The sequence below is a fragment of the Tessaracoccus pujii genome, from assembly GCF_055326215.1.
The window spans coordinates 18,876-44,624 of sequence record NZ_JBUZNP010000013.1; the positions used below are offsets into that span (position 1 = coordinate 18,876).

Here is a 25,749-nt window from a genome sequence, read left to right on the forward strand (position 1 = left end):
CGCAACCTTCAGTTGGTCTGGTCGGGCGGGAGGATCTTCAGCTCGGGATATACCGGCTTCCACATCCGTTGGTAGATGTCGCTGATCGGGTTGACCATGGGACGTCGAGCCAATCCCTGCCGTTCGGCTGTCTCAGCCACAGCCTTGGCGATGGTGGCCGCGACGAGGCGGAGGTCCCCCATCGAGGGCAGGAGCGAGGCGCCTGGCCTGAACTCGTTGACCAGGCCCGCCAGTGCGTCGGCGGCCGCGTAGATCATCTCCTCGGTGACCCGGCGGGCCTGGACCACCGACACGCCCAGGCCGAGGCCGGGAAAGATCAGGGCGTTGTTCGCTTGCGCGATGGTGTGATAGACGTCGCCGTGCTTGACGGTGCCATAAGGGCTTCCCGTGGCGATCAACGCCCTTCCGTCGGTCCATTCGAGGACGTCGGCCGGATGAGCCTCGGAGCGGCTCGTGGGGTTGGACAGGGGAAGAACGATCGGCCGTTGGCAGCTGTCGGCCATGGCCCGCACGACCTCCTCGGTGAACGCGCCATGCTGGGCGGAAGCACCGATCAGGATCGTCGGAGCAACCGCGCGAATCGTCTCAGCCAACGTGATGTGCGCTGGGTCGGCCACGTCCCACTGCGAGACCTCGGACCTCGTTCTGGCGTACGGTCGTTGGAAGTCACGGACGCCTGACGAGTCCTCCACGATGAGCCCACGGCTGTTGAACGCGTAGAAGTGGGAGTGACCGTCGTCGCGTAGACCCGCCTTCGCCATGGCCTCCCTGATGATGTCGGCGATGCCGACGCCTGCCGTGCCCGCGCCGTAGACCACCACGCGGTGCTGTGGCAACGGGGTTCCGGTGAGGCGCGCGGCTGCGAGCACAGCGGCCAAGACCACCGCGGCTGTGCCTTGGATGTCGTCGTTGAAGGTGCAGACGTCGTTGGCGTAGCGGTTGAGAATGCGGTGGGCGTTGGCTGCACCGAAGTCCTCCCAGTGGAGCAGCGCGTTGGGGAAGAGCCGCGTCACGGTCTGCACGAATTGATCGATGAATTCGTCGTAGCGCTCCCCACGCACACGCGCATGGCGCTCGCCGAGGTACATGTCGGAGTTGAGCAGCCCGAGGTTGTCGGTGCCAACGTCAAGGACGATCGGGATGGCACGGCGGGGGTGAATGCCGGCGGCGGCAGTGTAGACGCCCAGCTTGCCGATCGCGATCTGGATGCCGCCGATCCCCTGATCGCCGATGCCGAGAATCCCTTCGGCGTCAGTCACCACGACGAGGTCCACGTCGTCCGCGTCGAGTTCGTAGTCAAGCAGCGATCGTTCGATCAGTTCGGGATGGTCGATGGAGAGGAACAATCCTCGAGACCCCACGTACTCGTGGCTGAACCGTTCGATGGCCTCACCGATGGTAGGGGTGTAGATGATCGGCAGCATCTCTTCGAGATGCTCGCTGAGGAGGCGGTAGAAGAGGACCTCGTTGCGGTCGCGCAGTTGTGAGAGGTAGATGAACTTGGCCAGCGGGGAGGGCGAGCGGTCGTACTGGGCGTACGTCCGGCGCATCTGCTCCTCGATGGTGGTGACCCGGCTCGGCAAGAGTCCCGAGAGATCCAGCGCCTCGCGCTCCTCCAGCGAGAAGGCGGTACCGCGGTTTGCCATCGGGTGCACCAGGACGAGTCGGCCACGAGCGCTGATCTCAAGCACTGCGTCACGGGAACGCGTGTCCAGGTTGAAGGTGCGCTGTCGCATGCCTGCTCCGATCCAAGTTCGCACTTCCGCGGGCCGGCGAAGGGCCCCTCTCCAGACCCAGTATACTCATACAACGGACACCTTGACCATTGTATGACACCTAAGTATGGAGTGGCACTCGCGGCCGACACCGTATCTGACCGCTCCCGGCGCACGGGCGAGGCATCCCGCGCGCCGAGCCGCTGTACGGCGGTCGGCCGGCCAGGATTCACCGCATATTCTCTTCCAGTTGACAGTCTGACCGTTGCATGATAGGAAAGGGCACACAGAAGGACGAACTTCTGCGCATCCTCAGCCGGACCATTGGCCAGCGTCCAACTGCCATGTCCGAAGAGGCGATCAAGGCAAGGCTACGGCCGCTGCGATGCCGATGGCAGACAGGGACCCGACCGCCACAACCAACCACTGCAAGGGAGCAACCGTGGCAAGAGAAGGAATCACCGTCGGATTGATCGGAACGGGACGGATCGGAGCCGATCACGCTCGGACCATCAACACGCTGGACAACATCGCCGGACTCGTGGTGGCCGACTTCGACTCGAATCGGGCCGCGATGGTGGCGGCGGAACTGAATGCCCGTCAGGTAGATCCGGACAAGCTGATCAGCCAGGTGGACGCGTTGATCGTGGCAACCCCCACGAACGCGCACGCCGAGTACATCATGGCTGCAGCGAAGGCCGGCGTTCCGGTATTCACCGAGAAGCCGGTGGCACTGGATGTCCCGACAACGAAGCGCGTCGTCGACACGGTGGCCCAGACCGGCACCCTCGTCCAGGTCGGTTTCATGCGCCGCTTCGACAAGGGCTACATCAACGCCCGCAAGCTGCTCGGCGAGGGCTACATCGGCGAACTCCGTCGTGGGCACGCCGTCACTGGCGACTACCCGCCTCCGCCCGCGAGCTACATCCCCGGCTCCGGCGGCATCTTCAAGGACTGCACGATCCACGACGCGGACATCATCCGCTGGGTCACCGGCCGCGAGGTCGTCGAGGCATACGTCGTCGGTGCCAGCCGCGGCGCCGCCTACTTCGGGGAGCAGGGCGACATCGACGAAGGCGCTGGAGTTCTGACGCTCGACGACGGCTCGTTCATCACGCTCCAGGTCTCACGCAACAATGCAGCCGGCTATGACATCCGGCTCGAACTCGCTGGAAGCAAGGAGACGATCTCGGTCGGTTTCGCCGAGTTCATGGCCGTCACCTCTGCCGAGCCCGACTTCACGTTCGCCCAGGCTGGTGCTCGGTACCCGAACTTCTACCCACGCTTCGTGCCCGCTTACGCCTCGGAAATCTCCGAGTTCGTGTCCAGCGTGCTCGAGGGCGGCGAGAGCAAGTGCACCCTCCAGGACGCGCTGGAGGCGCTCTACATCTGTGAAGCACTGGATCTTTCATTGGCAGAGCACCGACCGGTGCGTCTCGACGAGATTAAGGAGTAACAAATCATGCAGCGTTTCGCAATGATCGGTGCCGGGCGCATCGCCCCCGCACATGCACGCTCATTCGCAAGCAACCCGGACGTCGAGCTCAAGTGGGTGGCGGACCCGGTCCCGGGAGCCGCTGAGCGCATCGCAGGCCCACTCGGGGCGCGCGCGACCCTCGATGCCCACGAGGCCATCAACGCCGACGACGTCGACGCGGTCCTGATCTGCTCGCCCACCCCCACCCACGTCGAGATGATCCTCGCCTCCGTTGCGGCGGGCAAGGCGGTGCTCTGCGAGAAGCCGATCGACCTGTCGCTCCAACGGGTCGACGAGTGTCTGGAGGCGCTCAAGGGCAAGGACGCCAAGGTGATGATCGGCTTCAACCGGCGATTCGACCCCTCCTTTGCCAACATCCACGCGCGAGTCCTAGAGGGTGAACTCGGCGACGTCGAGCAGATCGTCGTGATCTCCCGCGATCCGGCCCCGCCGCCCGCGGCCTACGTCGCGCAGTCGGGGGGCATCTTCCGGGACATGACGATCCACGACTTCGACATGGTGCGCTTCTTCCTGCCCGACATCGTCGAGGTGTCGGCGACGGGCCAGAACCTCATCGATCTCGGCATCAAGGAGGCCGGCGACTTCGACGGCGTCGTCGTGACCCTCAAGTCCGCAACCGGTGCCGTGGCGACGATCATCAACTCCCGCCACTGCGCCTTCGGCTACGACCAGCGGCTGGAGGTCTTCGGACCCAAGGGAATGATGCAGGCCGTCAATCAGCTGCCGAACTCCGTCCGCAGCTACGGCTCAGATCACGCAGAGAGCACCGTCGCCTACCACAACTTCTTCATGGGGCGGTATGCCGAGGCCTACGCCGGCGAGCTGGCGGCCTTCGTCGCCGCGATCGAGTCTGGCTCACCGCTGTCGCCGTCTCTAGCCGACGGCAGGGCAGCGCTGGTTCTGGCTGACGCCGCTGGGCAAGCGGCCCGCTCCGGCGTCGCGGTGCAGATCCCGGCGGTGCCGGCGTGACCGACGAGCTCTTCGCCACCTGCTGGACGACCGCAGGCGACGTCAGTCCGATGGAGGCCGACAAACAGTCACCCGTCGATTTCCGGGAACGGGTCGAGGTGACCTCGGCCGCGGGATTCATGGGCATGGGCTTCCTCCTCTGCGATCTCGAAGTGGCCGAGGCCAAGTACGGCATCGACGGGATGCGAAAGATCCTCGCTGACAACGGCATCCGACGCTGGGAGACCGAACTCCTGCAGAACTGGTGGGGGCCAGGACCCCAACGGGCCGAGTCCGACGCCAACCGCACTGCCATGCTGCGCTACCTGGAGGAACTCGGAGGCTACGACCTGAAGGTCGCTCCTGACGACTCCGGTGAGGACTGGAGCATGGACCAGTGGGCCGCCGAATTCGCGGTGTTGGCCACTGAAACGGCAAACGTCGGCGCACGTCTGGGCATCGAGTTCCTGCCGTGGATGAACATCGCCACCATCACGGATGGCTTGGCGCTGGTGGAGGCGGCCGGGCACCCTAACGGAGGACTGATCGTTGATGTCTGGCACACTGAGAGGGCGGCCACGCCCCACGAGGTGGTGGCAGCCTGTCCGGTCGAGCGGATCGTCGGCATCGAGCTGTCCGACGCCAGCGCCGTCATGGTGGGCGACTGGCTCCCCGATACGGTCAAGAACCGCCGCCTCCCCGGCGAGGGCGACTTCGACCTCAAGGGAGTGGTGGCCGCACTGCGGGCAACGGGCTGGAACGGCCCCTGGGGAGTGGAGATCCTCTCCTCGACCCACCGCAAGCTGCCAGTGGCAGAGGCCGCACGGCGGGCCTTTGAGTCGACCCAGACGCTCCTCTGTTCTTGACGGAGTGAGTACTCCACCAGGCGACATGAGACGAGACTGACGCGACCGACGGAGGCTGGACCTGCTCAGGCGAGCACTCGGAGGGCTGGCTGGTGGTTGAGAGGTCAACCTCTCGACCCCCAGCCAGCGGTCCTCGGATACCCCGGGCCTGATCTGTCGACGTTATCCGCTGGATGACACGCAATTGCTAGAACAAAGTCTCATATGACGGTCATTCCGTCCACAGCGATAGTGCCCGTGCGCGACTTAACGCGCACGGGCACGTTCTGCGCTCCGACAAGCCGCTTCCATCACCCTGCGTGTAGGCCGGAGCCGCATTCTGACTGCCTCAACAGACTAACCCTTAACCATCTACTCTCACGCAGTTGACACTGACACCGTTGCATAGTAAGAATTACCCATGCGCTCCAAAGCGCTTCTTGCACAAGGAAGTCAAGAGTCACAACCACGACACCCGAACCGGGACAGCCACATCGGCGTCCCTGCCAGCCACGGAGCCGGCCGGTTCGCATCGGGTTGGCCATACGAACAGTGAGGGAGGTCGGGGAATGACGGTACTTACACAGGACGTCACATCGCCGTTGTCGAATGAGCCAGGGGGTGTGCTCCTCGAGGCCGAAGGCCTGAGCAAGCTCTTCCCCGGCGTGCGCGCCCTCCACAACGTGGCGTTCACGCTGCGAGGTGGCGAAGTCCATGCGCTGGTCGGAGAGAACGGTGCCGGCAAGTCGACCCTGATGAAGGTGTTCGCGGGCCTGTACCAGCCCGACGGCGGTGAGATTCGGCTGCGCGGTGAGCGAATCACCCTGCCGACCCCGATCTCCGCCCACCACGCGGGAATCAGCGTCATCCACCAGGAGTTCTTCCTGATGAACCACCTCACGGTGGCCCAGAACATCTTCATCGGTCGCGAGCCCAAGCTCCCCGGCGGGTTTCTCAACGACGACCGCGCCTTGAACCGGCAGGCCGCCGAGCTGCTCGGCCGCCTGGGCGTCGACATCGACCCCAAGGTGCAGGTCTCCCACCTCACGGTCGCCCAACAGCAGATGGTTGAGATCGCCAAGGCGTTGTCCTTCAATGCCTCGGTTCTGATCATGGACGAGCCGACCGCTTCGCTGACCGACGCCGAGGTTACGACCCTCTTCCGGATCATCGCCAACTTCGTGACGCCCACCACTGCCGTGGTCTACATCTCCCACCGCATGGAGGAGATCAAGAAGATCTCCACCCAGGTCACGGTCTTGCGCGATGGCGAGCTCATCGACTCCCGGCCCGCCTCGCAACTGACGATCCAGCAGATCATCCAGCTGATGGTCGGCCGCGAGATCGCAGCCAACATCCGTCCGGAGATCCGCGAAGCTACAACGCCCGTCCTCCAGGTCGAGCACCTGTCGTCCGCGCGTCTGCTCAAGGACGTCAGCTTCACCCTGGAGAAGGGCGAGATCCTCGGCTTTGCCGGACTGATGGGCGCAGGACGTACCGAGACCGCGCGGGCATTGATCGGTGCCGATCCGAAGTCCGCCGGCCGGGTGCTGATCAACGGGCAACAGGTGAATATCACCCATCCCGGTGACGCAGTGCGCATGGGCATCGGTTATCTCTCCGAGGATCGCAAGCGCTACGGCCTGATCCTGGGCCAGGACGTCGCGGCAAACACGGTGCTGGCGTCGATCTCTCAGTTCACGAGGGCGGGATTCCTGCAAGACAACGACATGCGCCAGGCTGCGGAGAAGTGGGCCACCACCTTGTCCACCAAAACCCCCCACGTCCGGCAGCTGGTACGCAACCTGTCGGGCGGCAACCAGCAGAAGGTGGTGCTCGCCAAGTGGCTGCAGCGCGACTGCGACATTCTCATCTTCGATGAGCCGACCCGAGGCATCGACGTCGGCGCCAAGCAGGAGATTTACAGCCTGCTCGAACGCCTGACCAAGGACGAGGGCAAGTCCATCATCATGATCTCCTCCGAGATGGAGGAAGTCCTCCGAATGTCCGACCGAATCGCCGTGATGTGTGACGGCCGTATCACCGGGATCCTGACGAACGCCGAGGCCACCCAGGAAAAGATCATGCAATTAGCCACCGAATTCAATCCAAACGCAACCCAGAATGAGGCGTGAGAAAATGAGTGTCACCACCAGTACCGCCTCGAGCGCGGCCAACACCAGCGTGAAGTGGGCCGTCCCGGATCGGTACAAGATGTTCCTTCAGCAGGGCATGGTCCTGCTCGTCCTGATCCTGCTGGGCATGTTCTTCAGCCTGATGAACCCCAACTTCGCAAGCTGGTCGAACATCTCCTCCCTTCTCCTGGCATCCGTCGTCACTGGCATCCAGGCCCTCGGGCTCTCGTTCGTGATCGCCACCGGCGGCATCGACCTGACGCCCGGAATGGGAATGGCGGCTACAGCGGTGTTCACCGCCGTGCTGATCGCCGAATTCGGGTTCCAGCTCCCGATCTGGGTCGGCATCATCGGCGGCATCGCCGCAGGCGCCCTGCTCGGTCTGACCAACGGACTATTGATCGCCTACCTCCGAATGCAGCCAATGATCGCAACTCTGGCCATGATGATGGTCTGCGGGGGCTTGGCGCTGGTGATGGCTGAAGGCAAGACCGTGTCCCTGCGCTCGGTCCCCGGCTACGCCGACATCGCCATGGGACAGGCGATCCCTGGCATCCCCAACGGCGTCACCATCCTGATCGTCCTCGCGATCATCGCCGGCGTCATGATGAACAAGACCCCGATCGGTCGCTACGCACTGGCGATCGGGTCCAACGAAGAGGCAACTCGGATCTCCGGTGTCAACACCCGACGCTGGAAGGTCCTCGCCTACGTCATCGGCGGCGTCTTCACCGGCATCTCCGGCATCCTGATGTCCTCACGCCTCTCTGCCGCCCAGCCCACCCTCGGCCAGGGCTACGAGATGTACGCCATCGCGGCCGCCGTCATCGGTGGCACGTCGCTCCGAGGCGGTCGAGCGTCCATCTTCGGTGCCGTGATCGGCGCCGTCACCATTCAGACCATCTTCAACGGCCTGACCGTCATGGGCGTTCAGGACCAGTGGCAGAAGGTCATCCTCGGCGTCGTCGTCCTGGTCGCCGTGTTCGTCGACATCATGCGGCGCGGCGGAAAAGAAGAGTGATCGCTACACCCAAGACCGCAGCTGGGACCTCCAGCTTCGACCCACCAACCATCTTCCACCACCCACAGAAGGAGTACCTACGATGAGGAAGCTACTCGCAAGCTTCGCTATCGCGACTGTCGCAATCGCGACACTCGGCGCCTGCACCAACACAGCCACCACTACCGACAGCGCTACCAGCGGTGGCAGCGGCGCCGCCGAGGGCACCATTCGCGTCGCCCTGATCGCCAAGGGGACGTCGGACTACTGGACGCTCGCCAAGGACGGCGCCATGGCTGCCGGAGAGGACCTGGGTGCTGAGGTCAGCTTCAACGCCCCGGACACCGAGAACGAGGGCGACAAGCAGCTCAACCAACTGCAGGCGGCCATCAACGACCAGCCCGACGGAGTCGGCATCGCACCCCAGGACGGCGCCCAGGACGGCGCGCCGGCCATCGTCGAAGCAGCCGCCGAGGCCGGTATCCCCACGGTCGTCTTCGACACCCCCCTCAAGTCCACAGACGCGGCGATCGCAACCATCGCCTCTGACAACCCCGGTATCGGCGCACAGGCTGCCGAGGAGCTGTCGAAGCTGATCGGCGGCAAGGGCAAGGTGGCGATGATCACCAACGGTGAAAGCGGAACGGCCGCCGCGCGGCGCGACGGTTTCACCGAATGGTTGGAGGCCAATGCGCCTGACATCGAGGTCGTCGACATCCAGAACGGCGAGTCGGATCAGGCAAAGTCCTCCGACAAGGCGCAGGCCATCCTGCAGGCCAACCCCGACCTGGCCGGCTTCGCAGGGACCAGCGACTTCGGCACCATCGCCATCGCTGACCAGGTGGCGGCCATGGGCATGGACACCAAGGTCGTCGGCATCGACGCGCCCCCGGACGTGCTGACGCTCCTCAGCGAGGGCAAGGTCACTGGCGTCGTCGCTCAGAACCCGTACGACATGGGCTACCAGACCGTCAAGCTTCTGGTGGAAGCCGCCCAGGGCACCCAGCCGTCCGAGAAGAGCATCATCTCCGAGTCCGTCTGGGTCACCAAGGACAACATGAACGACGACGACATCAAGAAGATCATCGGCATCAGCTGACATCGATGGATCCTGGCCCATTCGCCGAAGTCATCGTGCTTCGGCGAATGGGCCCTGGTTCCTGTCCGGCAGCCCGTCGGCTCCGTGCAGACCACGACCCCGACCGCCGACCGGTCAGGTACCAACCACGTGAAAGGGCGAGTCTCCCCCATGGACTCTGATACCAAGCGCGAGCCCCTGCGGATCGGCATCCTGGGTGCCGCGCGAATCGCGGATCCCGCCGTCGTCCATCCCGCAGCCCTGGCCGGTGCGCGCGTGGTGGCCATCGCCGCCCGTGACCACGACCGGGCACAGGCGTATGCGTCGGCCCGTGGTATCCCCACCGCCTATGGCGACTACGAATCGCTACTGGCCGATCCCACCGTCGAGGTCGTCTACAACCCGACACCGAACAGTCTCCATGTCGAGTGGACGCTGGCCGCGATCCGCGCAGGCAAGCACGTCTTCACAGAGAAGCCGTTGGCCAGCAACGCCGAGGAGGCCAGGCTCGTGGCTCCCGCGGCGGCGGCGGCGGGCGTCGTCGTGTTCGAGGCTTTTCACTACCGCTACCACCCGGTCTACAACCGGTTTCTCGAGCTCCTCAAGAGCGGCGCCATCGGTGAGTTGAAGCAGCTTGACGTCAGCATGAAGTGGGAGTGCTCCGATCTGCACGACATTCGCTGGTCCTGGCCCCTGTCCGGCGGCTGCCTCATGGACGTCGGCTGCTACACCATCCACGTTGCCAGGGATGTGTCCGCGATCCTTGGCGACGAGCCTGATGTCCTGTCCTGTCGCACCGGCCCACGACCGGGCGCTGATCCCCGCATCGACGCGTGGGCGCACGTGAGTCTCCTCCTGCCGGGCGGTGCGACGGCCGCCCTGCACGCCGATCTGAACGCAGCCCGCAGCCACTCGATCCTCGCCACCGGCAGGAAGGGAACCCTGTTCGTGCCGAACTACATCAACCCTCACGATGACGATCGGATCATTCTGCGTACGCCCGCGGGCGAAGTCGTGGAGCACCATGGCCGGGAAACCACCTACAGACACCAGCTCGAGGCGTTAGTAGCCGCCATCCGGCAGGGGGCGCCGTTCCCCACGACCGCGACCGATGGCATCGCGAACATGGAGATGATTGACGAGTGCTATCGCCTCGCCGATCTGCCACTGCGAGAGTCCGCCCCGGCCTGACGACTGATCCACCTGCCGCTCCCCGAACCGCCACCAGCGCACCGTCGACACGCCACCGGTAGAGCAGAGGATCGACGGAGAGCCCGTAGTATTGGAGGGAGAGTTCACATGGCGGGCCAACTCACCCCCAGGTGACAGAATGAACGATAATTCCAGAGATCGTCGCGTCTGACGAAGACGTCCGGCACACATCTCAGCACAGAAACGGGAGCCTCAGCGTGGAGCCAGTCCGCAAGGCCACTGAAGCCTCGGTCGCAGCGCCCCCGGCCGCTCCGGGCCCCGCGAATCGGCGCTCCACCGACGAGGCAATGGGTCTCGAGTTGTTCCGTAAGGCCAACGGGGTGCTCGCGCTCCTGGAAAAGGGTGGCGACTGGTCGGCCCAGGAGATCGCGGAGGCGACGGACGAGCCCGTCAGCTCCACCTACCGCATGCTGACCAGCCTGAAGGAGATCGGGTTCGTGGAGAACGGTCTCACCAGGGGCCGTTTCCGCTTAGGGCTCTACGCAATGACCATGGGGGCCGTCTGCGACGACCGCTTGAGCCTGCGGGATACGGCCACGCCGTGGCTGGAGTGGTTGCAGACAAACACCACGGCAACATCCTTCCTGATGCTCCGCCGGGGGGTCAACGCTGTCTGCATCGATCGGGTCGTCGGCAAGGGGGTTCGGTCCTTGGCCCTGCGGCTGGGTGGGTCGATGCCACTGTATGCGGGTGCCGGCCCTCGCGCCCTGCTGGCATTCGTCGCCGACGCCGAGAGGCGCGCGGTGCTGGACCATTTCGAACAGGAATCTGAGGTAGACCCACAAGTGCCGACCCGACGCCAGCTGGAGCGCACGATCGAGGAGATCCAGGCTGCCGGCGTCTCGTTGTCGGACGAGGACGTGACTCCCGGAATTGCAGCGGTCGGAGCCCCGGTGTTCAACCACCGCGGCGAACTGGTTGCGGCCATCTCCGTCAGCACCGCTCGGATGCGACTGCTGCAGGATCGCGCAAAGACGGTCTCGCTGGTTCTGGAAGCCGCCAACGAAGTGAGTCAAGCCATGGGGTATCGGGGCGGACGGGAGTCAACGACATGAAGAAGCCGCTTCGCTTACTGGGAAACGCGCGACGCCTCCTCGATACGATCGCCGACGAGGGCCCGATGACAACGGGACACCTGGCCGAAGCGTTGGAGATGCCGCGATCCACAGTCTTCCGGTTGGCCGAGGGCCTGGCCGCCATCGACCTGGTCACGATCCGTGCGAACGGCACCATAGACATCGCCAGCCGCTGGCTCTCGCTGGCCGACACCGCCCTCGAAGCCCGCACCGAATGGCAACCGGCCCGGCGCATCCTGCGCGAACTGGCCGAGCTCACTGAGTGCACCAGCGTCCTGTGCGTCTATCAGAACAGAACGCCCATGTGTCTGGATTGGGTGCCCGGGAAGCTCAACGAGGTTCTCCTGGCACAACCAGGGCGCCAAGTCCCCCTGCACGCAGGCGCGGAAGGACGGTCGATCCTGAGCAGCCTGGACCCGGAAGACCTCCAGGCTGTCCTCTCACAAGCGCCGTTCGAGGCCTTCACCCCGTCCACCATGATCTCCAGCGAGGAGCTTCAGGGAGACGTGGCCCGCAGTCGCCGACAGGGCTACACCGTGTCACTCGACGACACTATCCTCGGGCTTGGATCCATCAGCGTGGTGGTGCGCGACAACGTCCGCGGCCAACTGGGATCAATCGCCGTGTCGTCATTCAGCGATGAGATCCTGCGCCGCTCCGAGGAATTGGGGCAGGCCCTGATGAGAGCCGCTGCCCAGCATGAGCAGATGACCAACGAGGTCGATCCGGCCTAGAGGCCCAGCCGAAAAGTGGGTGGGGCGCGACGTCGCGTGCGCAGTCCGGGCGGGGGCGGGCCTCACCCCCGAGACCCGCCGCCACGTCTTTCGATGGGCTTTGTTCAGAAGCCGTTCGGGAAGTTGGCCCTCATGTAGTCAACGCAGGTCTTCAGGTCGTTGACGGGGCCCTCGCCCTCAACCGGCTCGGGTCCCATCAGCGTTGTGTCGCGCTCCAGGACGTACCAGCCCGTGTAGCCCGAGTTCTCGAGGTGCTGCACGATATCGGCCACCGGCACATCACCCTGGCCGAACGGCAGGAAGATGTCCTGCTCGGTGGCTTCCAGCAGGCTGATCTCCCGCGAGATGACCTTCTCGGCGATGCTGAGGTTCACGTCCTTCAGATGGGCGTGGGAGACGCGGTTGCCCAGGTCCTTCGTGAACTGCAGTGGGTCGTACCCCCCAAGAGCAAGGTGCCCGGTATCCACCGTCCACTTCACGTCGCACGCTTCGGCGACCCGCTTCACGTCCTCGGCAACCTCGACCATGCTGCTCAGGTGCGGGTGCAGGGTATGGACGAGATCGTGCGCGGCGCAGATGTCTTCGAGCCTGTCGAGCGAATCTGCCAGCACCTTCAGCTCATCGGCGTCCATCCGGTGCGGGTCGCTCCAGCTCGGATCCTTGATCGCGCAGGTGACGAAGGTGGTGGCGCCGAGACTCTGCAGCCGAGCAGCCATCCTCTCGGCCTTCTCCATGGCCCACGCCTTCTGGGCGGTGTCATGGAGCGGCAGCGGCACGAAGTCCGCGATCACCTGCACCTCGTACTCCGCCAGGATCTCTTTGATCTGGCCGATGTCCTCAGGGAAGAACCCCGGGGAGCCCAGCTCGATCGCGTCCAGCCCCAGAGACTTCATCTCCCGAAGCACGCGGCGGGCCTCCAGCATGGGACCCCACCCCGGCATCTCACACACGCCCCAGGAGATGGGCGCACCAGCGACTCGTTTCATGACAACCAACCTTCTATGTGCGTCAGACCCCGACGGCGCAATGCGACAGTTGAGATCGTCCTTAGAATTATCACTCAGCAGACTACACGACACTCTTGCGGGAACTTGGCGGGGGTGCCCTAGCCAAGATCACGAGGTGGCTGGGGCAGAGCCCGGACCGACTCGCGATGTTCCCCCGCCTCGCGTTCATCGGGCTTAGCACTCAGGGACATCGACCAAGCGACTTCTTCTCTTCCAGTTGACGTATTGGCCACTACGTGATAGAACTGTGTACAGGTTCGGTCCACGAGGCGCTTGCGCCGGGGGTGGATCCGTTGCCGGAGGGCATTCCGGCTTTCAATGTTGAAAGGAAATGCAAGACATGAGCTCAGACACCGTTCGCCTTACCGTCGGGCAGGCAATCGTCTCGTTCCTCAAGGCCCAGAAGGTGGAGCGTGATGGTGTCACGCAGCCATTCTTCGGCGGAGCCCTGGGCATCTTCGGACATGGGAATGTCGCCGGCCTCGGCCAGGCGCTCCTGCAGTACGAGGAGGAATTCCCCTACATCCAGGGGCGAAACGAGCAGGGCCTCGTGCATGCGGCCATCGGCTACGCCAAGGCACGCAACCGCATGGGCGCCATGGCCGTCACCACCTCGATCGGCCCTGGGGCCGCCAACATGGTGACCGGCGCCGGCACCGCGACGTCCAACCGGATCCCGGTGCTGCTGATCCCATCGGACTACTTCGCCACACGTCGCACCGGTTCGGTGCTCCAGCAGGTTGAGCACTTCCACAACCCGGACATCTCCACCAACGACGCCTTCCGCGCGGTCTCCAACTTCTGGGATCGTGTGTACCGCCCCGAGCAGCTGGCCGAGTCGCTGCTTCAGGCCATGCGCGTCCTCACCTCTCCGGTCGACACCGGCGCCGTCACAGTCTGCGTCCCTCAGGACGTCCAGGCCGAGGCCTACGACTTCCCGACGGACCTCTTCCGTGACCGGGTGTGGAACATCGCCCGCCAGCGCGCCGACCTCAGCCAGCTCGACAAGGCCGCGGCCCTGATCAAGTCGGCGCAGAGGCCCGTCATCATCGCCGGCGGCGGCGTCATCTACTCCGACGCCATGGACGAGCTCAAGACCTTCATCGAGAAGACCGGTATCCCGGTGGGACTCACCCAATCGGGCAAGGCCTCCCTCTCCCATGCGCACCCGCTCAACGCCGGCGCCCTGGGCTCCAGTGGCTCGAGGTTCGCCAACGGTCTGGCCCAGAGAGCCGACCTCGTGATCGGCATCGGCACGCGCTACACCGACTTCACCACCGCATCCAACACCCTCTTCCAGAACCCGGACGTCAGGTTCGTCAACATCAACACCACAGAGTTCGACGCCTACAAGGAGTCCGCCACGGGACTGGTGGGAGATGCCCGCGAGTCCTTGCGTGAGCTTGGGGATCGTCTGGCCGACTGGCAGGTTCCAGCTGGCTACAGGGAGCACGCTATCGCTGAGGCCCAGGCCTGGCGTGAAGAGATCGACCGCATCATCGACCCGGTCTCCGAGACCGGTTCGCTCAGCCAGGCCGCGGCCATGGGCATCGTCAACTCCTTCGCCAAGGACAACGACGTCGTCATCAACGCCGCAGGCTCGATGCCTGGCGACCTCCACCGCATCTGGCGGCCCGGTGGCCCCTACTCCTACGGCATCGAGTACGGCTACTCGTGCATGGGCTACGAGGTCGCCGCCGGTGTTGGCGCCAAGCTCGCCGACCCCGACCGCGAGGTCATCACCTTCATCGGCGACGGAACCTGGCTCATGCTCTCCGCCGAGCTCCTGACCTCCATCCAGGAGAAGCTGAAGCAGATCGTCCTGATCGTCGACAACAAGGGCTACGGCTCCATCGGGGCACTCTCCGAGTCTGTCGGCTCGCAGGCCTTCGGCTGCCGGTTCAAGTACCGCGATGACGAGTCCGGTCTCTACGGCCACGACTACCTGCCGATCGACTTTGTCGCCAACGCCGCCAGCTACGGCGCCACGGTCTACAAGGCGTCCACCGTCGAGACCCTCACCGAGGCGATGACCAAGGCCGTTGCCTCTCCCGACACCACCGTGATCTACCTCGAGGTGGACGCCAAGGCCCGCTTCGGCGGCTCCGGAGCGTGGTGGGAGGTCCCGGTGGCGGAGATCTCCGAACTGGAGTCCGTTGAAACCGCCCGCGTTGTCTACGACGAGAACCGCGCCAAGCAGCGGCTCTACCTCTGACGGCCATCGCCGGACAGACCCTGAGAAACCCCGAAAGCCAATCGAGATAGGCGATGAGCGTAGACATGGACGTCAAGACCACGAATTTGAGTGATGTTGCGAAGCAGGCGAGATGGCACATCATCTCCACCGTTGCAGCAAGCAAGGCCGGGCACATCGGCGGTCCCCTTTCGGCGACCGACCTGTTGGTGTCGCTGTACTTCTCGGAGATGCACGTCGATCCGAACAACCCGCAGGACCCTGACCGGGATCGGTTCATCCTGTCCAAGGGACACTCGGCGATCGGGCTCTACACCGTCCTCGCCCTTCGGGGGTACTTCCCGGTGGCCGAACTGGCCACCTTCGACCACGGAGCATCCCGCCTCCAAGGGCATCCGGACATGCACCTGACCCCCGGGATCGACGCTTCGACCGGATCCCTCGGCATGGGCCTGTCGATCGGCACCGGCATGGCCATCGCGGCGAAGAAGCAGGGCAAGAGCTTCCACACCTTCGTCATGCTCGGCGACGGCGAGTCCGAGGAGGGGCAGGTCTGGGAGTCGATCCTGATGGCTCCTCGATACGGCCTCGACAACCTGACCGCCATCTTCGACCTCAACGGTCTGCAGCAGTACGGGTGGCCGGCCAAGCCGAGCGACCGGTTCGATCGCAGCGAGCCCCTCGGGCACGTCGACCTGGAGGCGGTGATGCGCGGCTTCGGCTGGAACGTGATCACCATCGACGGAAACGACCTGGAGCAGATTCGCGCCGCCTTCGACGAGAATCGGGCGCTGCGAACCTCCGGCAAGCCGACCGCAATCCTCGCCCGCACGACCAAGGGCGCCGGCGTCTCATTCACAGCCGGCACGTTCAAGTGGCACAACGGTGTCGCGACAGAAGCACAACTGGCAACGGCCCGCGCGGAGTTGCTGGATCAGACAGGAGCAGAAAAGTGAAGGCCCAACGCGCAGTGTGGGGCGAGACCCTCGTCGATCTTGCGAAGAAGGACTCCCGGGTCCTCGTGCTGGACGCCGACCTTGCAACATCCACCCAGGCGGTCAACGTCGCCAACGAGGTGCCCGATGCCTTCCTCGAGATGGGGATCGCGGAGGCCAATATGGTGGGCGTCGCGATGGGCTTGACCACGCTCGGATATCGCCCCTGGCTCTCGACCTTCGGTGTCTTCCTCACGTCGAGGGCACTCGACCAGATCCGCGTTCTCGTCTCCCAGACGAAGGCACCGGTACGCATCTCCGGGGCCTACGCCGGACTCCTGAACGGTTCCTCGGGCAAGACGCACCAGGACATCGAGGACCTGGCCACCATGCGGGCGATGCCCAACATGGTTGTGCTGGCCCCCGCCGACGAGTACGAAGCGGAGTCGATGATGCGGTGGACCGCGGAGTTCGACGGCCCCGTCTACATGCGGGTCGCCCGAGACGCTGTGGCCCCCGTGTTCACCGAGGAGTACGACTTCCAGCCTGGCGCCGTGTACCGGCTGAGGGACGGCGCCGACCTCACCCTCGTGTCAACGGGCGTCCAGACGTCGCGGGTCATGGAGACGGCCGCCCTGCTGGCCGAGTCCGGGATCCAGGCCGGCGTTGTGCACGTGCCCTCGCTCAAGCCGCTCGACGAGGCCGCACTGGTCGCCCAGCTCGCAACCACCGCTTTGGTGATCACCGTCGAGGAGCACTCGATCATCGGCGGTCTGGGCGGGCTCGTTGCAGAGGTTGTGGCCGCGGAGCTTCCCGGAACCCGGGTGGTCCGGCTGGGACTCGCCGACGCCTGGTCCGAGTCTGCCCCGAACGACTACCTGCTGGACCACTACGGGTTGTCCCCGCAGAGGGTCGCGGAGCAGGTCCAGTCCGTCCACGCACGACACAACTGACCCCCACCACATCCAGAGAAGAGAGTGAAGAAATGACTGACTGGTTCTATCCGGCCGGAACGGCCGCTGAGGGTCCATGGCTTCTGTCGGTCGGCGCGGAGGGTTCCCCCACCGAACTGCCCGGATGGGTCCACACGGGGATCAAGGTCGCAGACCTGGCGGTCGGGGCGCAGCTTACGCTGCCCGCCGCGGATGAGGAGCGCATCATCGTTCCGCTCTGGGGGGCCTTCGATGTGGTCGCCAGCGGCCAGACTTATGCGCTGCGTGGGAGGGCCAACGTCTTCTCGGGTCCCACCGACGTCTGCTACATCGGCAAGGGCCAGGACGTGACGATCACGGCGACCGGCCCTGGCAGGGTGGCCGTGGCCACCGCGCCGGCGTCGAACCAGAAGCCCAACCGCCTGGTCAAGGCCGAAGAGATCGCCGCCGAGATCCGCGGCACGGGCAATTGCTCCCGTGAGGTGCACAACTTCGGCACCGTCGCCAACCTGGACGCGGACCGCTTCATCGTGTGCGAGGTCATCACGCCCGCGGGCAACTGGTCGTCCTACCCCCCGCACAAGCACGACGAGATCACCGAGACCGAGAACTCGCTCGAGGAGATCTACTACTTCGAGACCGGTGAGGTCCAGGGTGCTCCTGAGGCGGCGCAGCCGATCGGCTACGCCCGTGTCTACTCGACCGATCCCGCCAGGCCGATCGACGTGACCGCCGAGGTTCGCTCCGGCGACGCCCTGTTCGTCCCACACGGGTGGCACGGGCCTGCGGCAGCAGCCCCCGGCTACAACATGTACTACCTCAACGTGATGGCAGGGCCGGGCGATCGGGAGTGGGTGGTCACCAACGACCCCTGCCACTCCTGGATCCCGCAGTCGATGGCAGATCAACCGATCGACACCCGGCTGCCACTCAGCCTCTAGACCGGCCCGCACAGCGCGCCGCCACTACAACAAACAAGGAGAATCATGAGGATCCGGGGAGCCGTTCTCGAGGAGATGGGGCGACCCTCACCGTTCGCGGTGAGCAAGCCGATCACGATCTCGGAGCTGGAACTCGACCCGCCGGGGCCGACCGAGGTGCTCGTGCGGATCGAGGCTGCCGGCATCTGCCACTCCGACCTCTCGGTCGTCAACGGTGCACGCCCTCGACCCATGCCGATGCTGCTGGGTCACGAGTCGGCCGGCATCGTCGAGCAGGTGGGCTCCGAGGTCCACACCTTGGTCACCGGGCAGCGCGTGGTGATGGCCTTCCTTCCCCGATGCGGAGAGTGCGCGGGTTGCCTCACCGGCGGCCGGCTCCCCTGTACGCCGGGTAGCGCGGCGAATGCCGCGGGCACGCTGCTCTCCGGCGCCGTCCGCCTGCACCGTGATGGCGCGCCGATCCTGCACCACCTGGGTGTGTCCGGCTTCGCCACCTACGCGGTCGTCGACCAGCGCTCGGTCGTGGCGGTGCCGCTGGAGGTGCCGGCGCACATCGCCGCCGTCCTCGGCTGCGCCGTCCTGACCGGCGGCGGGGCGGTCATGAACGCCGGCAATCCCGCTGAGGGCGAGGACGTGGCTGTCGTCGGGCTCGGCGGGGTCGGAATGGCTGCCGTGATCACGGCGCTCGCACTCGGCCGTGGACGGGTGATCGGCGTCGACGCGCTGCCCGACAAGCTCGACCGGGCGCTTGAGCTCGGCGTCGCGGAGGTGTACACCCCGGACCAGGCGATCGCCGCCGGCCTCAAGGCGCCTGTGGTCATCGAAGCGGCGGGCCACCCGCGCGCGCTGGAGACGGCCTTCGCCATCACCGCGCCCGGAGGGCGCACGGTCACCGTCGGCCTGCCACACCCTGATGCCCGCGCCTCGCTCTCGCCCGCAGTGATGACGGGCGAAGCCAGGACGATCATCGGCAGCTACCTGGGCTCGGCGGTCCCCGCACGGGACATTCCCGCCTACGCACAGATGTGGCTGGACGGAACCCTCCCGGTGGAGGCACTGATCTCCGGCCACATCCGGCTCGACCAGATCAATGAGGGCATGGATGCCCTCCACGAAGGCCGCGCCATGCGGCAGATCATCGATCTCGCCGACGAGGTCTGATCTTTGCTCTCACACAGTAGGCAATCTGTCTACTGTGTGATAGTATCAACATACAAGCACACAACATAGGACAGCAGGTCAGCTTAGATCTGAAATCCGAAGGTGCGTCAGTCATGTAAGCCCCGCCCAGTCGCAAGCGTATGCGAGCCGGCTATCCGGGGTCTCCCCCGACGAGGAAGTCGAGTCGCCGAGGCTACGGACGGCATGCCCATCTCGCGAGAACCCTCGCGCTTCGGATCTCCCCTTGAAGCTTACCTCTCGTGAGGAGTAGGAAATCATGACACTCAAGACCGGCGAAGAGTACGTAGAGAGCCTTCGTCAGCTCGACCTGAAGGTCTATCTGTTCGGGGAGAAGGTGGACAACCCCGTCGACCACCCGATCCTGCGCCCGTCGCTCAACTCGGTGAAGGCCACCTACGACCTGGCCCAGGATCCGGAACACCGGGAGCTCGCCACGGCGATCTCGCCGTTCACCGGCGAGCGGGTCAACAGGTTCGCGCACATCCACTCAAGCACGCAGGATCTGGTCAACAAGGTGCGCATGCAGCGCGTCCTCGGCCAGAAGACTGCCTCGTGCTTCCAGCGGTGCGTCGGCATGGACGCCCTGAACTCGATGTACAGCACCACCTTCGACATCGACCAGGCGCGCGGCACGTCGTACCACGAGAACTTCCTCACCTACCTGCGCTACATCCAGTCCTCAGACCTCATCGTCGACGGCGCGATGACCGACCCCAAGGGTGACCGGTCGCTGCCTCCCCACAAGCAGCCCGACCCCGACATGTTCCTTCACGTCGTCGAGCGGCGCGAGGACGGCATTGTCGTCCGCGGCGCCAAGGCGCACCAGACCGGGGCCTGCAACTCCCACGAGATGATCGTCATGCCCACCCAGAGCATGACCGAGGCCGATGCCGACTACGCCGTCGCGTTCGCCGTCCCGATGGACGCCGAGGGCATCTTCATGATCGTCGGGCGTCAGTCCTGCGACACCCGCAAGCTCGAAGGAAGCCCGATGGATACGGGCAACCCCGACTTCGGAGGCATGGAAGCCCTCATCGTCTTCGACGACGTCTTCGTGCCGAACGACCGAGTCTTCATGAACGGCGAATACGACTTCTCGGGGTCACTCGTCGAGCGTTTCGCCGGCTACCACCGGCAGAGCTACGGCGGCTGCAAGACCGGCGTCGCGGACGTCCTGATCGGTGCGACAGCCTTGGCCGCCGACTACAACGGTGTCCCCCGCGTCTCCCACGTCAAGGACAAGATCATCGAGATGGTCCACCTCAACGAGACGCTGTGGGCCTGTGGCCTCGCCTGCTCGTACGAGGGCACGCAGACCGCGAGCGGCAACTACCTCGTCGACCTGCTGCTGGCCAACGTGTGCAAGCAGAACGTGACGCGCTTCCCCTACGAGATCGTGCGGCTCGCCACGGATGTCGCCGGCGGCCTGATGGTCACCGCCCCGTCGGAGAAGGAACTGCGCGATCCCACGCTCGGCCCGATCGTCGAGAAGTACTTCAAGGCGGCACCGGGGGTCTCCACGGAGAACCGCCTCAAGGTGATGCGCTTCATCGAGAACATGGCGCTGGGAACCGGCGCTGTCGCGTACATGACTGAGTCGCTGCACGGGGCGGGTTCGCCGCAGGCGCAGCGGATCATGATCGGCCGCCAGGCCGACCTCGAGGCGAAGAAGTCCCTCGCCAAGGCGATCGCCCACATCCAGGACTAGCCCCTCCGGGGAGGAAGGGGATCGACGGCCATGGCCACCCAGCAACTTCTAGAGATCGAGGCTGTCCTCGACGCCCGCGTGCGGCCCGCCCTGAGGCAGCACGGGGGTGCCATTGAGATCGAGGCACTCGACGAGGCGGGCGTGTTGGGCGTCCGGTTGTTGGGCGCCTGCGTGGGGTGCCCGGCCGCCGACCTGTCGATGCAGCAACTCGTCCGCGAGGAACTGCTCGGGGTCGTGACGGGGCTCTCCGACGTGGTCCTGGTGGGCAGTGTCAGCGATGACCTCCTCGGCCAGGCCAGGCACCTGCTGCAGCGAGGATCCCGCCGGGTTCCGCTCCGGCTCACCGCACGAACCGGTTGTGATATTCGCAAGGAGGAAAGACGATGGACTGGCGCAGCTACTACCGCTCGCATCTGACTTCAGCGGCGGACGCGGTCAACTACATCCGGTCCGGGGACCGGGTGGTCACGGGCCACGCCTGCGCAGAGCCGGCGGTACTCATCGACGCCATGGTGGCCAATGCCGCCGCCTACACCGACGTTGAGATCGTGCACATGGTGCCGATGGGTCCGGCGCGGTACTGCGCCGAGGGCATGGAGTCGTCGTTCCGTCACAACAGCATCTTCGCCGGTTCCCCCACCCGCAAGGCGATCGAGGCCGGCCGAGCAGACTTCACTCCCGTCTTCTTCTCCCAGGTGCCTCGGCTGCTGCGCACGACCCTCCGCGTCGATGTCGCACTGATCCAGGTGACGCCGCCTGACGAGCACGGGTACTGCAGCCTGGGCGTCTCGGTGGACTACACCAAACCGGCCGCGGAGGCGGCGCGGATCGTGATCGCGCAGGTGAACCGGGAGATGCCGCGCACGATGGGCGACAGCTTCCTCCACGTCACCCAGATCCAGCACTTCGTGGAAGCAGACGTTCCCGTCATTGAACTCCCGCCGCCGAACATCGGTGAGGTGGAACAGGCGATCGGCCGCCACTGCGCCAGCCTCGTCCGAGACGGCGACACCCTGCAACTGGGCATCGGGGCCATCCCCGACGCCGTACTGAAGGAACTCGGCGACAAGAAGGACCTCGGCATCCACTCGGAGATGTTCTCCGATGGGGTCGTCGACCTGATCGAGGCAGGCGTGGTGAACAACAGCCGCAAGACCCTCAACCCAGGGCGATGCGTGGTCACCTTCCTGATGGGTTCCCGCCGCCTCTACGATTTCGTGGACGACAACCCGATGATCCAGATGGCCCCCGTCGATTACGTGAACGACCCGGTGGTCATTGCGCAGAACGACAACCTCGTGTCCATCAACTCCTGCGTCCAGGTCGACCTCATCGGTCAGGTCGTGTCCAGTTCCGTCGGCCTCCGGCAGATCAGCGGAATCGGCGGGCAGGCGGACTTCGTCAGGGGTGCGTCGATGAGCCGCGGCGGCAGGACGATCATGGCGATCGCCTCCACCACACGGGGAGGCTCGGCGTCCAAGATCGTGCCCTTCCTCGACGCCGGCGCATCCGTCAGCACCGGCCGATGCGACGTCGACTACGTCGTCACCGAGTTCGGCATCGCCCAGCTCTGGGGACGAACCCTGCGCTCCCGAGCCGAACAACTCATTTCCATTGCCCATCCGAACTTCCGCGACGAACTGACCGCAGAGTACGAGCGACGATTCGCTCCCCTGGTAATGGTCTGAAGGAACTGACATGCACTTCGAACTGACCGACGAACAACAACTCACCAGGGACTCGGTGCGCGACTTCGCAGAAGCCGAGGTGGCCCCGCTGGCGGCCGAGATCGACCGCGACCACCGTCCCCCGCTGGAGACCATCCCCAAGCTGGGCGAGCTCGGCCTCCTGGGAATGTTCGTGCCACCCGAGTACGGCGGCACCGGGATGGACACCCTCAGCTACGTGATCGCCGTCGAAGAACTGGCCCGGGTGTGCGCAACGACGTCGGTCATGGTGGAGGCCCACAACAGCCTGGCGATCTGGCCGATCCTGCACTACGGCACCGAGGCACAGAAGAACGCCTACCTGCCCGATATGGCCTCCGGTGCGCGCATGGGGGCCTTCGGCCTCACCGAGCCCGGAGCCGGCACCGACGTCGCGGCCATGACCACGACGGCGGTCGCGGATGGCGACGGCTACCTCCTCAACGGCCAGAAGGTCTTCATCACCGGTGGCGGGTACGCCGATGCCTTCGTCATCTTCGCCCGCACCACGGCCGAGGGCCCGGCCCACAGGACGATCAGCGCGTTCATCGTCGATCGCAGCCTGCCGGGCTTCGAGGTCGGCGAAGGCGAACGGAAGCTCGGCATCCGAGGGTCCAGCACACCGCCGTTGATGTTCTCCGATGTCCGCCTGCCGAAGGACGCGCTGCTGGGCGAGGAGGGCCATGGCTTCGAGATCGCGATGCGCACCCTCGACGGTGGGCGGATCGGGATCGCCGCGCAGGCCCTCGGGATCGCACAGGGTGCGTTCGAGGCCTCGGTGTCCTACGCGAAGGAGCGGGTGCAGTTCGGTCGTCCGATCGGTTCGCTGCAGGCCATCCAGTGGATGATCGCCGACATGGCCACCGAGATCGAAGCCGGCCGACTCCTCACCTATCAGGCGGCCTGGCTCGAGGGACAGGGCAAGCCCTACTCCATCGCCGCGGCGAAAGCGAAGCTGTACTGCGGCCAGTTGGCTTCACGGGTCGCGGGAATGGCGATCCAGATCCATGGGGGCAACGGGTACACCGAGGCCTACCCGGTGGAGCGCGCCTACCGCGACGCGAAGATCACCGAGATCTACGAAGGCACCAACGAAGTGCAGCGGCTCGTGATCGCCAAGAGCCTGCTTTCCCCACGACCGGGCTCCGGCGCTGCGCGCCAGGCCCGATCCTGATCGCGGATCACGAGGAGCAGACGATGAAGATCGCAGTGGCCTACAAGTGGGCAGGCGACCCTCAGGAGGCGAGCGTCGGTGCGGACGGCACCGTTGACCTCAGCAGGGCGAAATCGGTGGTTAGCGACTACGATGCCGTGGCCATCGAGGTAGGGCGACAGCTCGCCGACGCCACAGGAGCCGAACTGGTGGGCCTGTGCGTGGGTGGCGCCGCGGCGGCCGTGCCGATGGCGACGAAGTCGGCCCTCGCCCGGGGTCTTGACCGCGTGGTTCTGGCAACCGACGACCAGCTGGCCACGGCGGGCTCCACCAGCATCGCCGCGGTCATGGCTGAGCTCGTGCGGCGGCTGGGTGATGTGTCGCTGGTGCTCACCGGCGACTCCTCCATCGACGTCGGGGCCAAGATGGTGCCGACCGTACTGGGCGGATTCCTGGCATGGCCGACCCTCACCGACGTGACCGGTGTGACCCCCGACGGCTCGGCCTTGGCCGTCTCCCGAACCCTTGCCGAGGGCGTCCAGAACCTGCGCGTGGAGTCCCCCGCGGTGCTGGCGATCGCAACGGATGCCGCGACCCCCAGGGTACCGGGAATGAAGGACGTGCTGGCGGCGGGCAAGAAACCGGTGGAAGTCATCCCCGCGGCGAGCCTCGCAGTGCCGACAGTCCTTGAGGGCGTGCTCCGCTCAGCGGCGCCGCTCGAAGGACCAAGCCGTAAGAGCATTCGCATCGACGGATCCGACCCACGGGCAGGGGCGACCGCACTGGTCAGCGCCCTCCGCTCGGACGGAGTACTGGCCAAGACGACAGGAGATCGAGCATGAGCCGGACCAGCTACGTGATCGTGGCACCTAACTCGGGCGTTGACAAGCTCGTCACCGCCGCCGCCGGCCTGGGCGGCCGCCTGGTGGCCCTCGTCGTGGGTCGGCAGCAGCTCGCGGCCGCGGTCGCGGCCTCCGGCGTCGACGAGGTGAAGTGGTTCGACTGCCCGGACAACGGCGCTGCGGAGGCCTTCGCCCCCGCCGTCGCCTCCGCGGTCACCTACGCGCCTGGTGTTTTGCTCGCCGGAAGAGACCCCGCGAGCCGGGTCCTGCTCGGGGCCGCCGCCGCGGCCGTCCTGGCCCCCGTCGCAACCGGGGTCACGGAACTCTCAGCCGAAGGTGACCTGACACTGGTCACCGCCGGGGTGTACGGCGGCATCGCCAGCCGCACAATGGCCTACCCCGGTCCGGTCGCCCTGCTCATGGATGACGGTGGCATCACCGGGACCGGTGGGCCGGCCGCCCCGATCTTGAGCCAGGCCGGGCAGAAGCTCGCCATCGAGGTCACCAGTCGCCAACCGAGCCGCGAGGCTGCCGTCGACCTCGGCACCGCCCAGCGGGTGGTGGGCGTAGGGCGCGGCCTGAAGGCGCGCGAGGATCTGAGCTTTGTCGGTGCCCTCGCGGGTGCGCTGGGAGCCGAACTTGGGTGCACCCGTCCCCTCGCCGAGGGGCTCGAATGGCTGCCCAAGGACCGCTACATCGGAATCTCCGGACAGCACATCTCACCCCAGCTGTACTTCGCGATCGGCATCTCCGGCCAGCTGCAGCACATGGCCGGGGCCCGATCCGCTCACACCATCGTCGCGATCAACTCTGACCCAGCCGCGCCTATCATCAAAGATGCCGACTACATGGTCGTCGGCGATCTCTACGAGCTGGTGCCCGCGATCACCGCAGAGCTCGGCTGAGGA

At 65.5% G+C, this 25,749-nt stretch carries 22 protein-coding genes; 20 read left to right on the plus strand and 2 right to left on the minus strand.

Annotated elements, in window-relative coordinates; all coding sequences use genetic code 11:
- Positions 1 to 8 precede the first annotated feature (8 nt).
- Complete coding sequence (maeA, locus tag ACZK5N_RS13590; RefSeq protein ID WP_459017692.1) at positions 9 to 1,736, minus strand: NAD-dependent malic enzyme; 1,728 nt, start codon at positions 1,734 to 1,736, stop codon at positions 9 to 11.
- 421 nt (positions 1,737 to 2,157) lie between these two features.
- On the opposite strand from maeA, the gene ACZK5N_RS13595 reads away from it, so the two are divergent.
- The 9 genes from ACZK5N_RS13595 to ACZK5N_RS13635 all read left to right on the plus strand — a co-directional run bounded on the left by ACZK5N_RS13595 (position 2,158) and on the right by ACZK5N_RS13635 (position 12,241).
- A complete protein-coding gene (locus tag ACZK5N_RS13595) occupies positions 2,158 to 3,171 on the plus strand; it encodes a Gfo/Idh/MocA family oxidoreductase (protein WP_459017693.1) in 1,014 nt (337 codons plus the stop codon).
- Between the two features lie 6 nt (positions 3,172 to 3,177).
- A complete protein-coding gene (gene iolG / locus ACZK5N_RS13600) occupies positions 3,178 to 4,182 on the plus strand; it encodes an inositol 2-dehydrogenase (protein WP_459017694.1) in 1,005 nt (334 codons plus the stop codon).
- Entirely contained in the window at positions 4,179 to 5,027 is an 849-nt protein-coding gene (locus ACZK5N_RS13605; RefSeq protein WP_459017695.1) for a sugar phosphate isomerase/epimerase family protein, read from the plus strand. Before iolG ends, ACZK5N_RS13605 begins: the two co-directional genes overlap by 4 nt.
- Before the next feature lie 602 nt (positions 5,028 to 5,629).
- Positions 5,630 to 7,141, plus strand: coding sequence for a sugar ABC transporter ATP-binding protein (locus ACZK5N_RS13610; RefSeq protein ID WP_459017696.1), 1,512 nt, complete (start codon positions 5,630 to 5,632; stop codon positions 7,139 to 7,141).
- A 4-nt stretch (positions 7,142 to 7,145) separates the two neighbouring features.
- On the plus strand, positions 7,146 to 8,162 hold the full coding sequence (locus tag ACZK5N_RS13615; RefSeq protein WP_459017697.1) for an ABC transporter permease: 1,017 nt from the start codon (positions 7,146 to 7,148) through the stop codon (positions 8,160 to 8,162).
- Positions 8,163 to 8,244: 82 nt separating this feature from the next.
- Entirely contained in the window at positions 8,245 to 9,240 is a 996-nt protein-coding gene (locus ACZK5N_RS13620; protein WP_459017698.1) for a substrate-binding domain-containing protein, read from the plus strand.
- 150 nt (positions 9,241 to 9,390) lie between these two features.
- Complete coding sequence (locus ACZK5N_RS13625) at positions 9,391 to 10,410, plus strand: Gfo/Idh/MocA family protein (protein ID WP_463625139.1); 1,020 nt, start codon at positions 9,391 to 9,393, stop codon at positions 10,408 to 10,410.
- Positions 10,411 to 10,718: 308 nt separating this feature from the next.
- Positions 10,719 to 11,486, plus strand: coding sequence for an IclR family transcriptional regulator (locus tag ACZK5N_RS13630; protein ID WP_459017700.1), 768 nt, complete (start codon positions 10,719 to 10,721; stop codon positions 11,484 to 11,486).
- Positions 11,483 to 12,241, plus strand: coding sequence for an IclR family transcriptional regulator (locus tag ACZK5N_RS13635; RefSeq protein WP_459017701.1), 759 nt, complete (start codon positions 11,483 to 11,485; stop codon positions 12,239 to 12,241). Before ACZK5N_RS13630 ends, ACZK5N_RS13635 begins: the two co-directional genes overlap by 4 nt.
- A gap of 104 nt (positions 12,242 to 12,345) precedes the next feature.
- Here ACZK5N_RS13635 and ACZK5N_RS13640 read toward each other — a convergent pair whose 3' ends face one another.
- Entirely contained in the window at positions 12,346 to 13,227 is an 882-nt protein-coding gene (locus ACZK5N_RS13640) for a sugar phosphate isomerase/epimerase family protein (RefSeq protein WP_459017702.1), read from the minus strand.
- A gap of 361 nt (positions 13,228 to 13,588) precedes the next feature.
- On the opposite strand from ACZK5N_RS13640, the gene iolD reads away from it, so the two are divergent.
- From iolD to ACZK5N_RS13695, 11 genes are all read left to right on the plus strand, one after another.
- A complete protein-coding gene (iolD, locus tag ACZK5N_RS13645; RefSeq protein WP_459017703.1) occupies positions 13,589 to 15,463 on the plus strand; it encodes a 3D-(3,5/4)-trihydroxycyclohexane-1,2-dione acylhydrolase (decyclizing) in 1,875 nt (624 codons plus the stop codon).
- Between the two features lie 53 nt (positions 15,464 to 15,516).
- Positions 15,517 to 16,398: a transketolase gene (locus ACZK5N_RS13650; protein WP_463625140.1), complete on the plus strand. Its 882-nt coding sequence runs from the start codon at positions 15,517 to 15,519 to the stop codon at positions 16,396 to 16,398.
- Entirely contained in the window at positions 16,395 to 17,330 is a 936-nt protein-coding gene (locus tag ACZK5N_RS13655) for a transketolase family protein (protein ID WP_459017705.1), read from the plus strand. The genes ACZK5N_RS13650 and ACZK5N_RS13655 overlap by 4 nt, the downstream gene beginning before the upstream one ends.
- A gap of 32 nt (positions 17,331 to 17,362) precedes the next feature.
- The gene (gene iolB / locus ACZK5N_RS13660; protein WP_459017706.1) at positions 17,363 to 18,250 is read left to right on the plus strand and encodes a 5-deoxy-glucuronate isomerase; all 888 of its coding nucleotides are present in this window, start codon (positions 17,363 to 17,365) and stop codon (positions 18,248 to 18,250) included.
- Between the two features lie 45 nt (positions 18,251 to 18,295).
- The gene (locus ACZK5N_RS13665; RefSeq protein WP_459017707.1) at positions 18,296 to 19,411 is read left to right on the plus strand and encodes an alcohol dehydrogenase catalytic domain-containing protein; all 1,116 of its coding nucleotides are present in this window, start codon (positions 18,296 to 18,298) and stop codon (positions 19,409 to 19,411) included.
- A 277-nt stretch (positions 19,412 to 19,688) separates the two neighbouring features.
- Positions 19,689 to 21,140, plus strand: coding sequence for a 4-hydroxyphenylacetate 3-hydroxylase family protein (locus ACZK5N_RS13670; protein ID WP_459017708.1), 1,452 nt, complete (start codon positions 19,689 to 19,691; stop codon positions 21,138 to 21,140).
- 30 nt (positions 21,141 to 21,170) lie between these two features.
- A complete protein-coding gene (locus tag ACZK5N_RS13675; protein WP_459017709.1) occupies positions 21,171 to 21,557 on the plus strand; it encodes a NifU family protein in 387 nt (128 codons plus the stop codon).
- A complete protein-coding gene (locus ACZK5N_RS13680) occupies positions 21,524 to 22,828 on the plus strand; it encodes an acetyl-CoA hydrolase/transferase family protein (protein ID WP_459017710.1) in 1,305 nt (434 codons plus the stop codon). Before ACZK5N_RS13675 ends, ACZK5N_RS13680 begins: the two co-directional genes overlap by 34 nt.
- A gap of 10 nt (positions 22,829 to 22,838) precedes the next feature.
- On the plus strand, positions 22,839 to 24,020 hold the full coding sequence (locus ACZK5N_RS13685; protein ID WP_459017711.1) for an acyl-CoA dehydrogenase: 1,182 nt from the start codon (positions 22,839 to 22,841) through the stop codon (positions 24,018 to 24,020).
- A 23-nt stretch (positions 24,021 to 24,043) separates the two neighbouring features.
- The gene (locus ACZK5N_RS13690) at positions 24,044 to 24,841 is read left to right on the plus strand and encodes an electron transfer flavoprotein subunit beta/FixA family protein (protein WP_459017712.1); all 798 of its coding nucleotides are present in this window, start codon (positions 24,044 to 24,046) and stop codon (positions 24,839 to 24,841) included.
- The gene (locus tag ACZK5N_RS13695) at positions 24,838 to 25,746 is read left to right on the plus strand and encodes an electron transfer flavoprotein subunit alpha/FixB family protein (RefSeq protein WP_459017713.1); all 909 of its coding nucleotides are present in this window, start codon (positions 24,838 to 24,840) and stop codon (positions 25,744 to 25,746) included. Before ACZK5N_RS13690 ends, ACZK5N_RS13695 begins: the two co-directional genes overlap by 4 nt.
- Positions 25,747 to 25,749 lie beyond the last annotated feature (3 nt).

Coding starts and splice junctions, on each gene's coding strand:
- maeA (WP_459017692.1), bottom strand. CDS start 1,736: ATGCGACAGCGCACCTTCAACCTGGACACGCGTTCCCGTGACGCAGTG.
- iolG (WP_459017694.1), top strand. CDS start 3,178: ATGCAGCGTTTCGCAATGATCGGTGCCGGGCGCATCGCCCCCGCACAT.
- ACZK5N_RS13615 (WP_459017697.1), top strand. CDS start 7,146: ATGAGTGTCACCACCAGTACCGCCTCGAGCGCGGCCAACACCAGCGTG.
- ACZK5N_RS13620 (WP_459017698.1), top strand. CDS start 8,245: ATGAGGAAGCTACTCGCAAGCTTCGCTATCGCGACTGTCGCAATCGCG.
- ACZK5N_RS13625 (WP_463625139.1), top strand. CDS start 9,391: ATGGACTCTGATACCAAGCGCGAGCCCCTGCGGATCGGCATCCTGGGT.
- ACZK5N_RS13630 (WP_459017700.1), top strand. CDS start 10,719: ATGGGTCTCGAGTTGTTCCGTAAGGCCAACGGGGTGCTCGCGCTCCTG.
- ACZK5N_RS13635 (WP_459017701.1), top strand. CDS start 11,483: ATGAAGAAGCCGCTTCGCTTACTGGGAAACGCGCGACGCCTCCTCGAT.
- ACZK5N_RS13640 (WP_459017702.1), bottom strand. CDS start 13,227: ATGAAACGAGTCGCTGGTGCGCCCATCTCCTGGGGCGTGTGTGAGATG.
- iolD (WP_459017703.1), top strand. CDS start 13,589: ATGAGCTCAGACACCGTTCGCCTTACCGTCGGGCAGGCAATCGTCTCG.
- ACZK5N_RS13650 (WP_463625140.1), top strand. CDS start 15,517: ATGAGCGTAGACATGGACGTCAAGACCACGAATTTGAGTGATGTTGCG.
- iolB (WP_459017706.1), top strand. CDS start 17,363: ATGACTGACTGGTTCTATCCGGCCGGAACGGCCGCTGAGGGTCCATGG.
- ACZK5N_RS13665 (WP_459017707.1), top strand. CDS start 18,296: ATGAGGATCCGGGGAGCCGTTCTCGAGGAGATGGGGCGACCCTCACCG.
- ACZK5N_RS13670 (WP_459017708.1), top strand. CDS start 19,689: ATGACACTCAAGACCGGCGAAGAGTACGTAGAGAGCCTTCGTCAGCTC.
- ACZK5N_RS13675 (WP_459017709.1), top strand. CDS start 21,171: ATGGCCACCCAGCAACTTCTAGAGATCGAGGCTGTCCTCGACGCCCGC.
- ACZK5N_RS13680 (WP_459017710.1), top strand. CDS start 21,524: ATGGACTGGCGCAGCTACTACCGCTCGCATCTGACTTCAGCGGCGGAC.
- ACZK5N_RS13685 (WP_459017711.1), top strand. CDS start 22,839: ATGCACTTCGAACTGACCGACGAACAACAACTCACCAGGGACTCGGTG.
- ACZK5N_RS13690 (WP_459017712.1), top strand. CDS start 24,044: ATGAAGATCGCAGTGGCCTACAAGTGGGCAGGCGACCCTCAGGAGGCG.
- ACZK5N_RS13695 (WP_459017713.1), top strand. CDS start 24,838: ATGAGCCGGACCAGCTACGTGATCGTGGCACCTAACTCGGGCGTTGAC.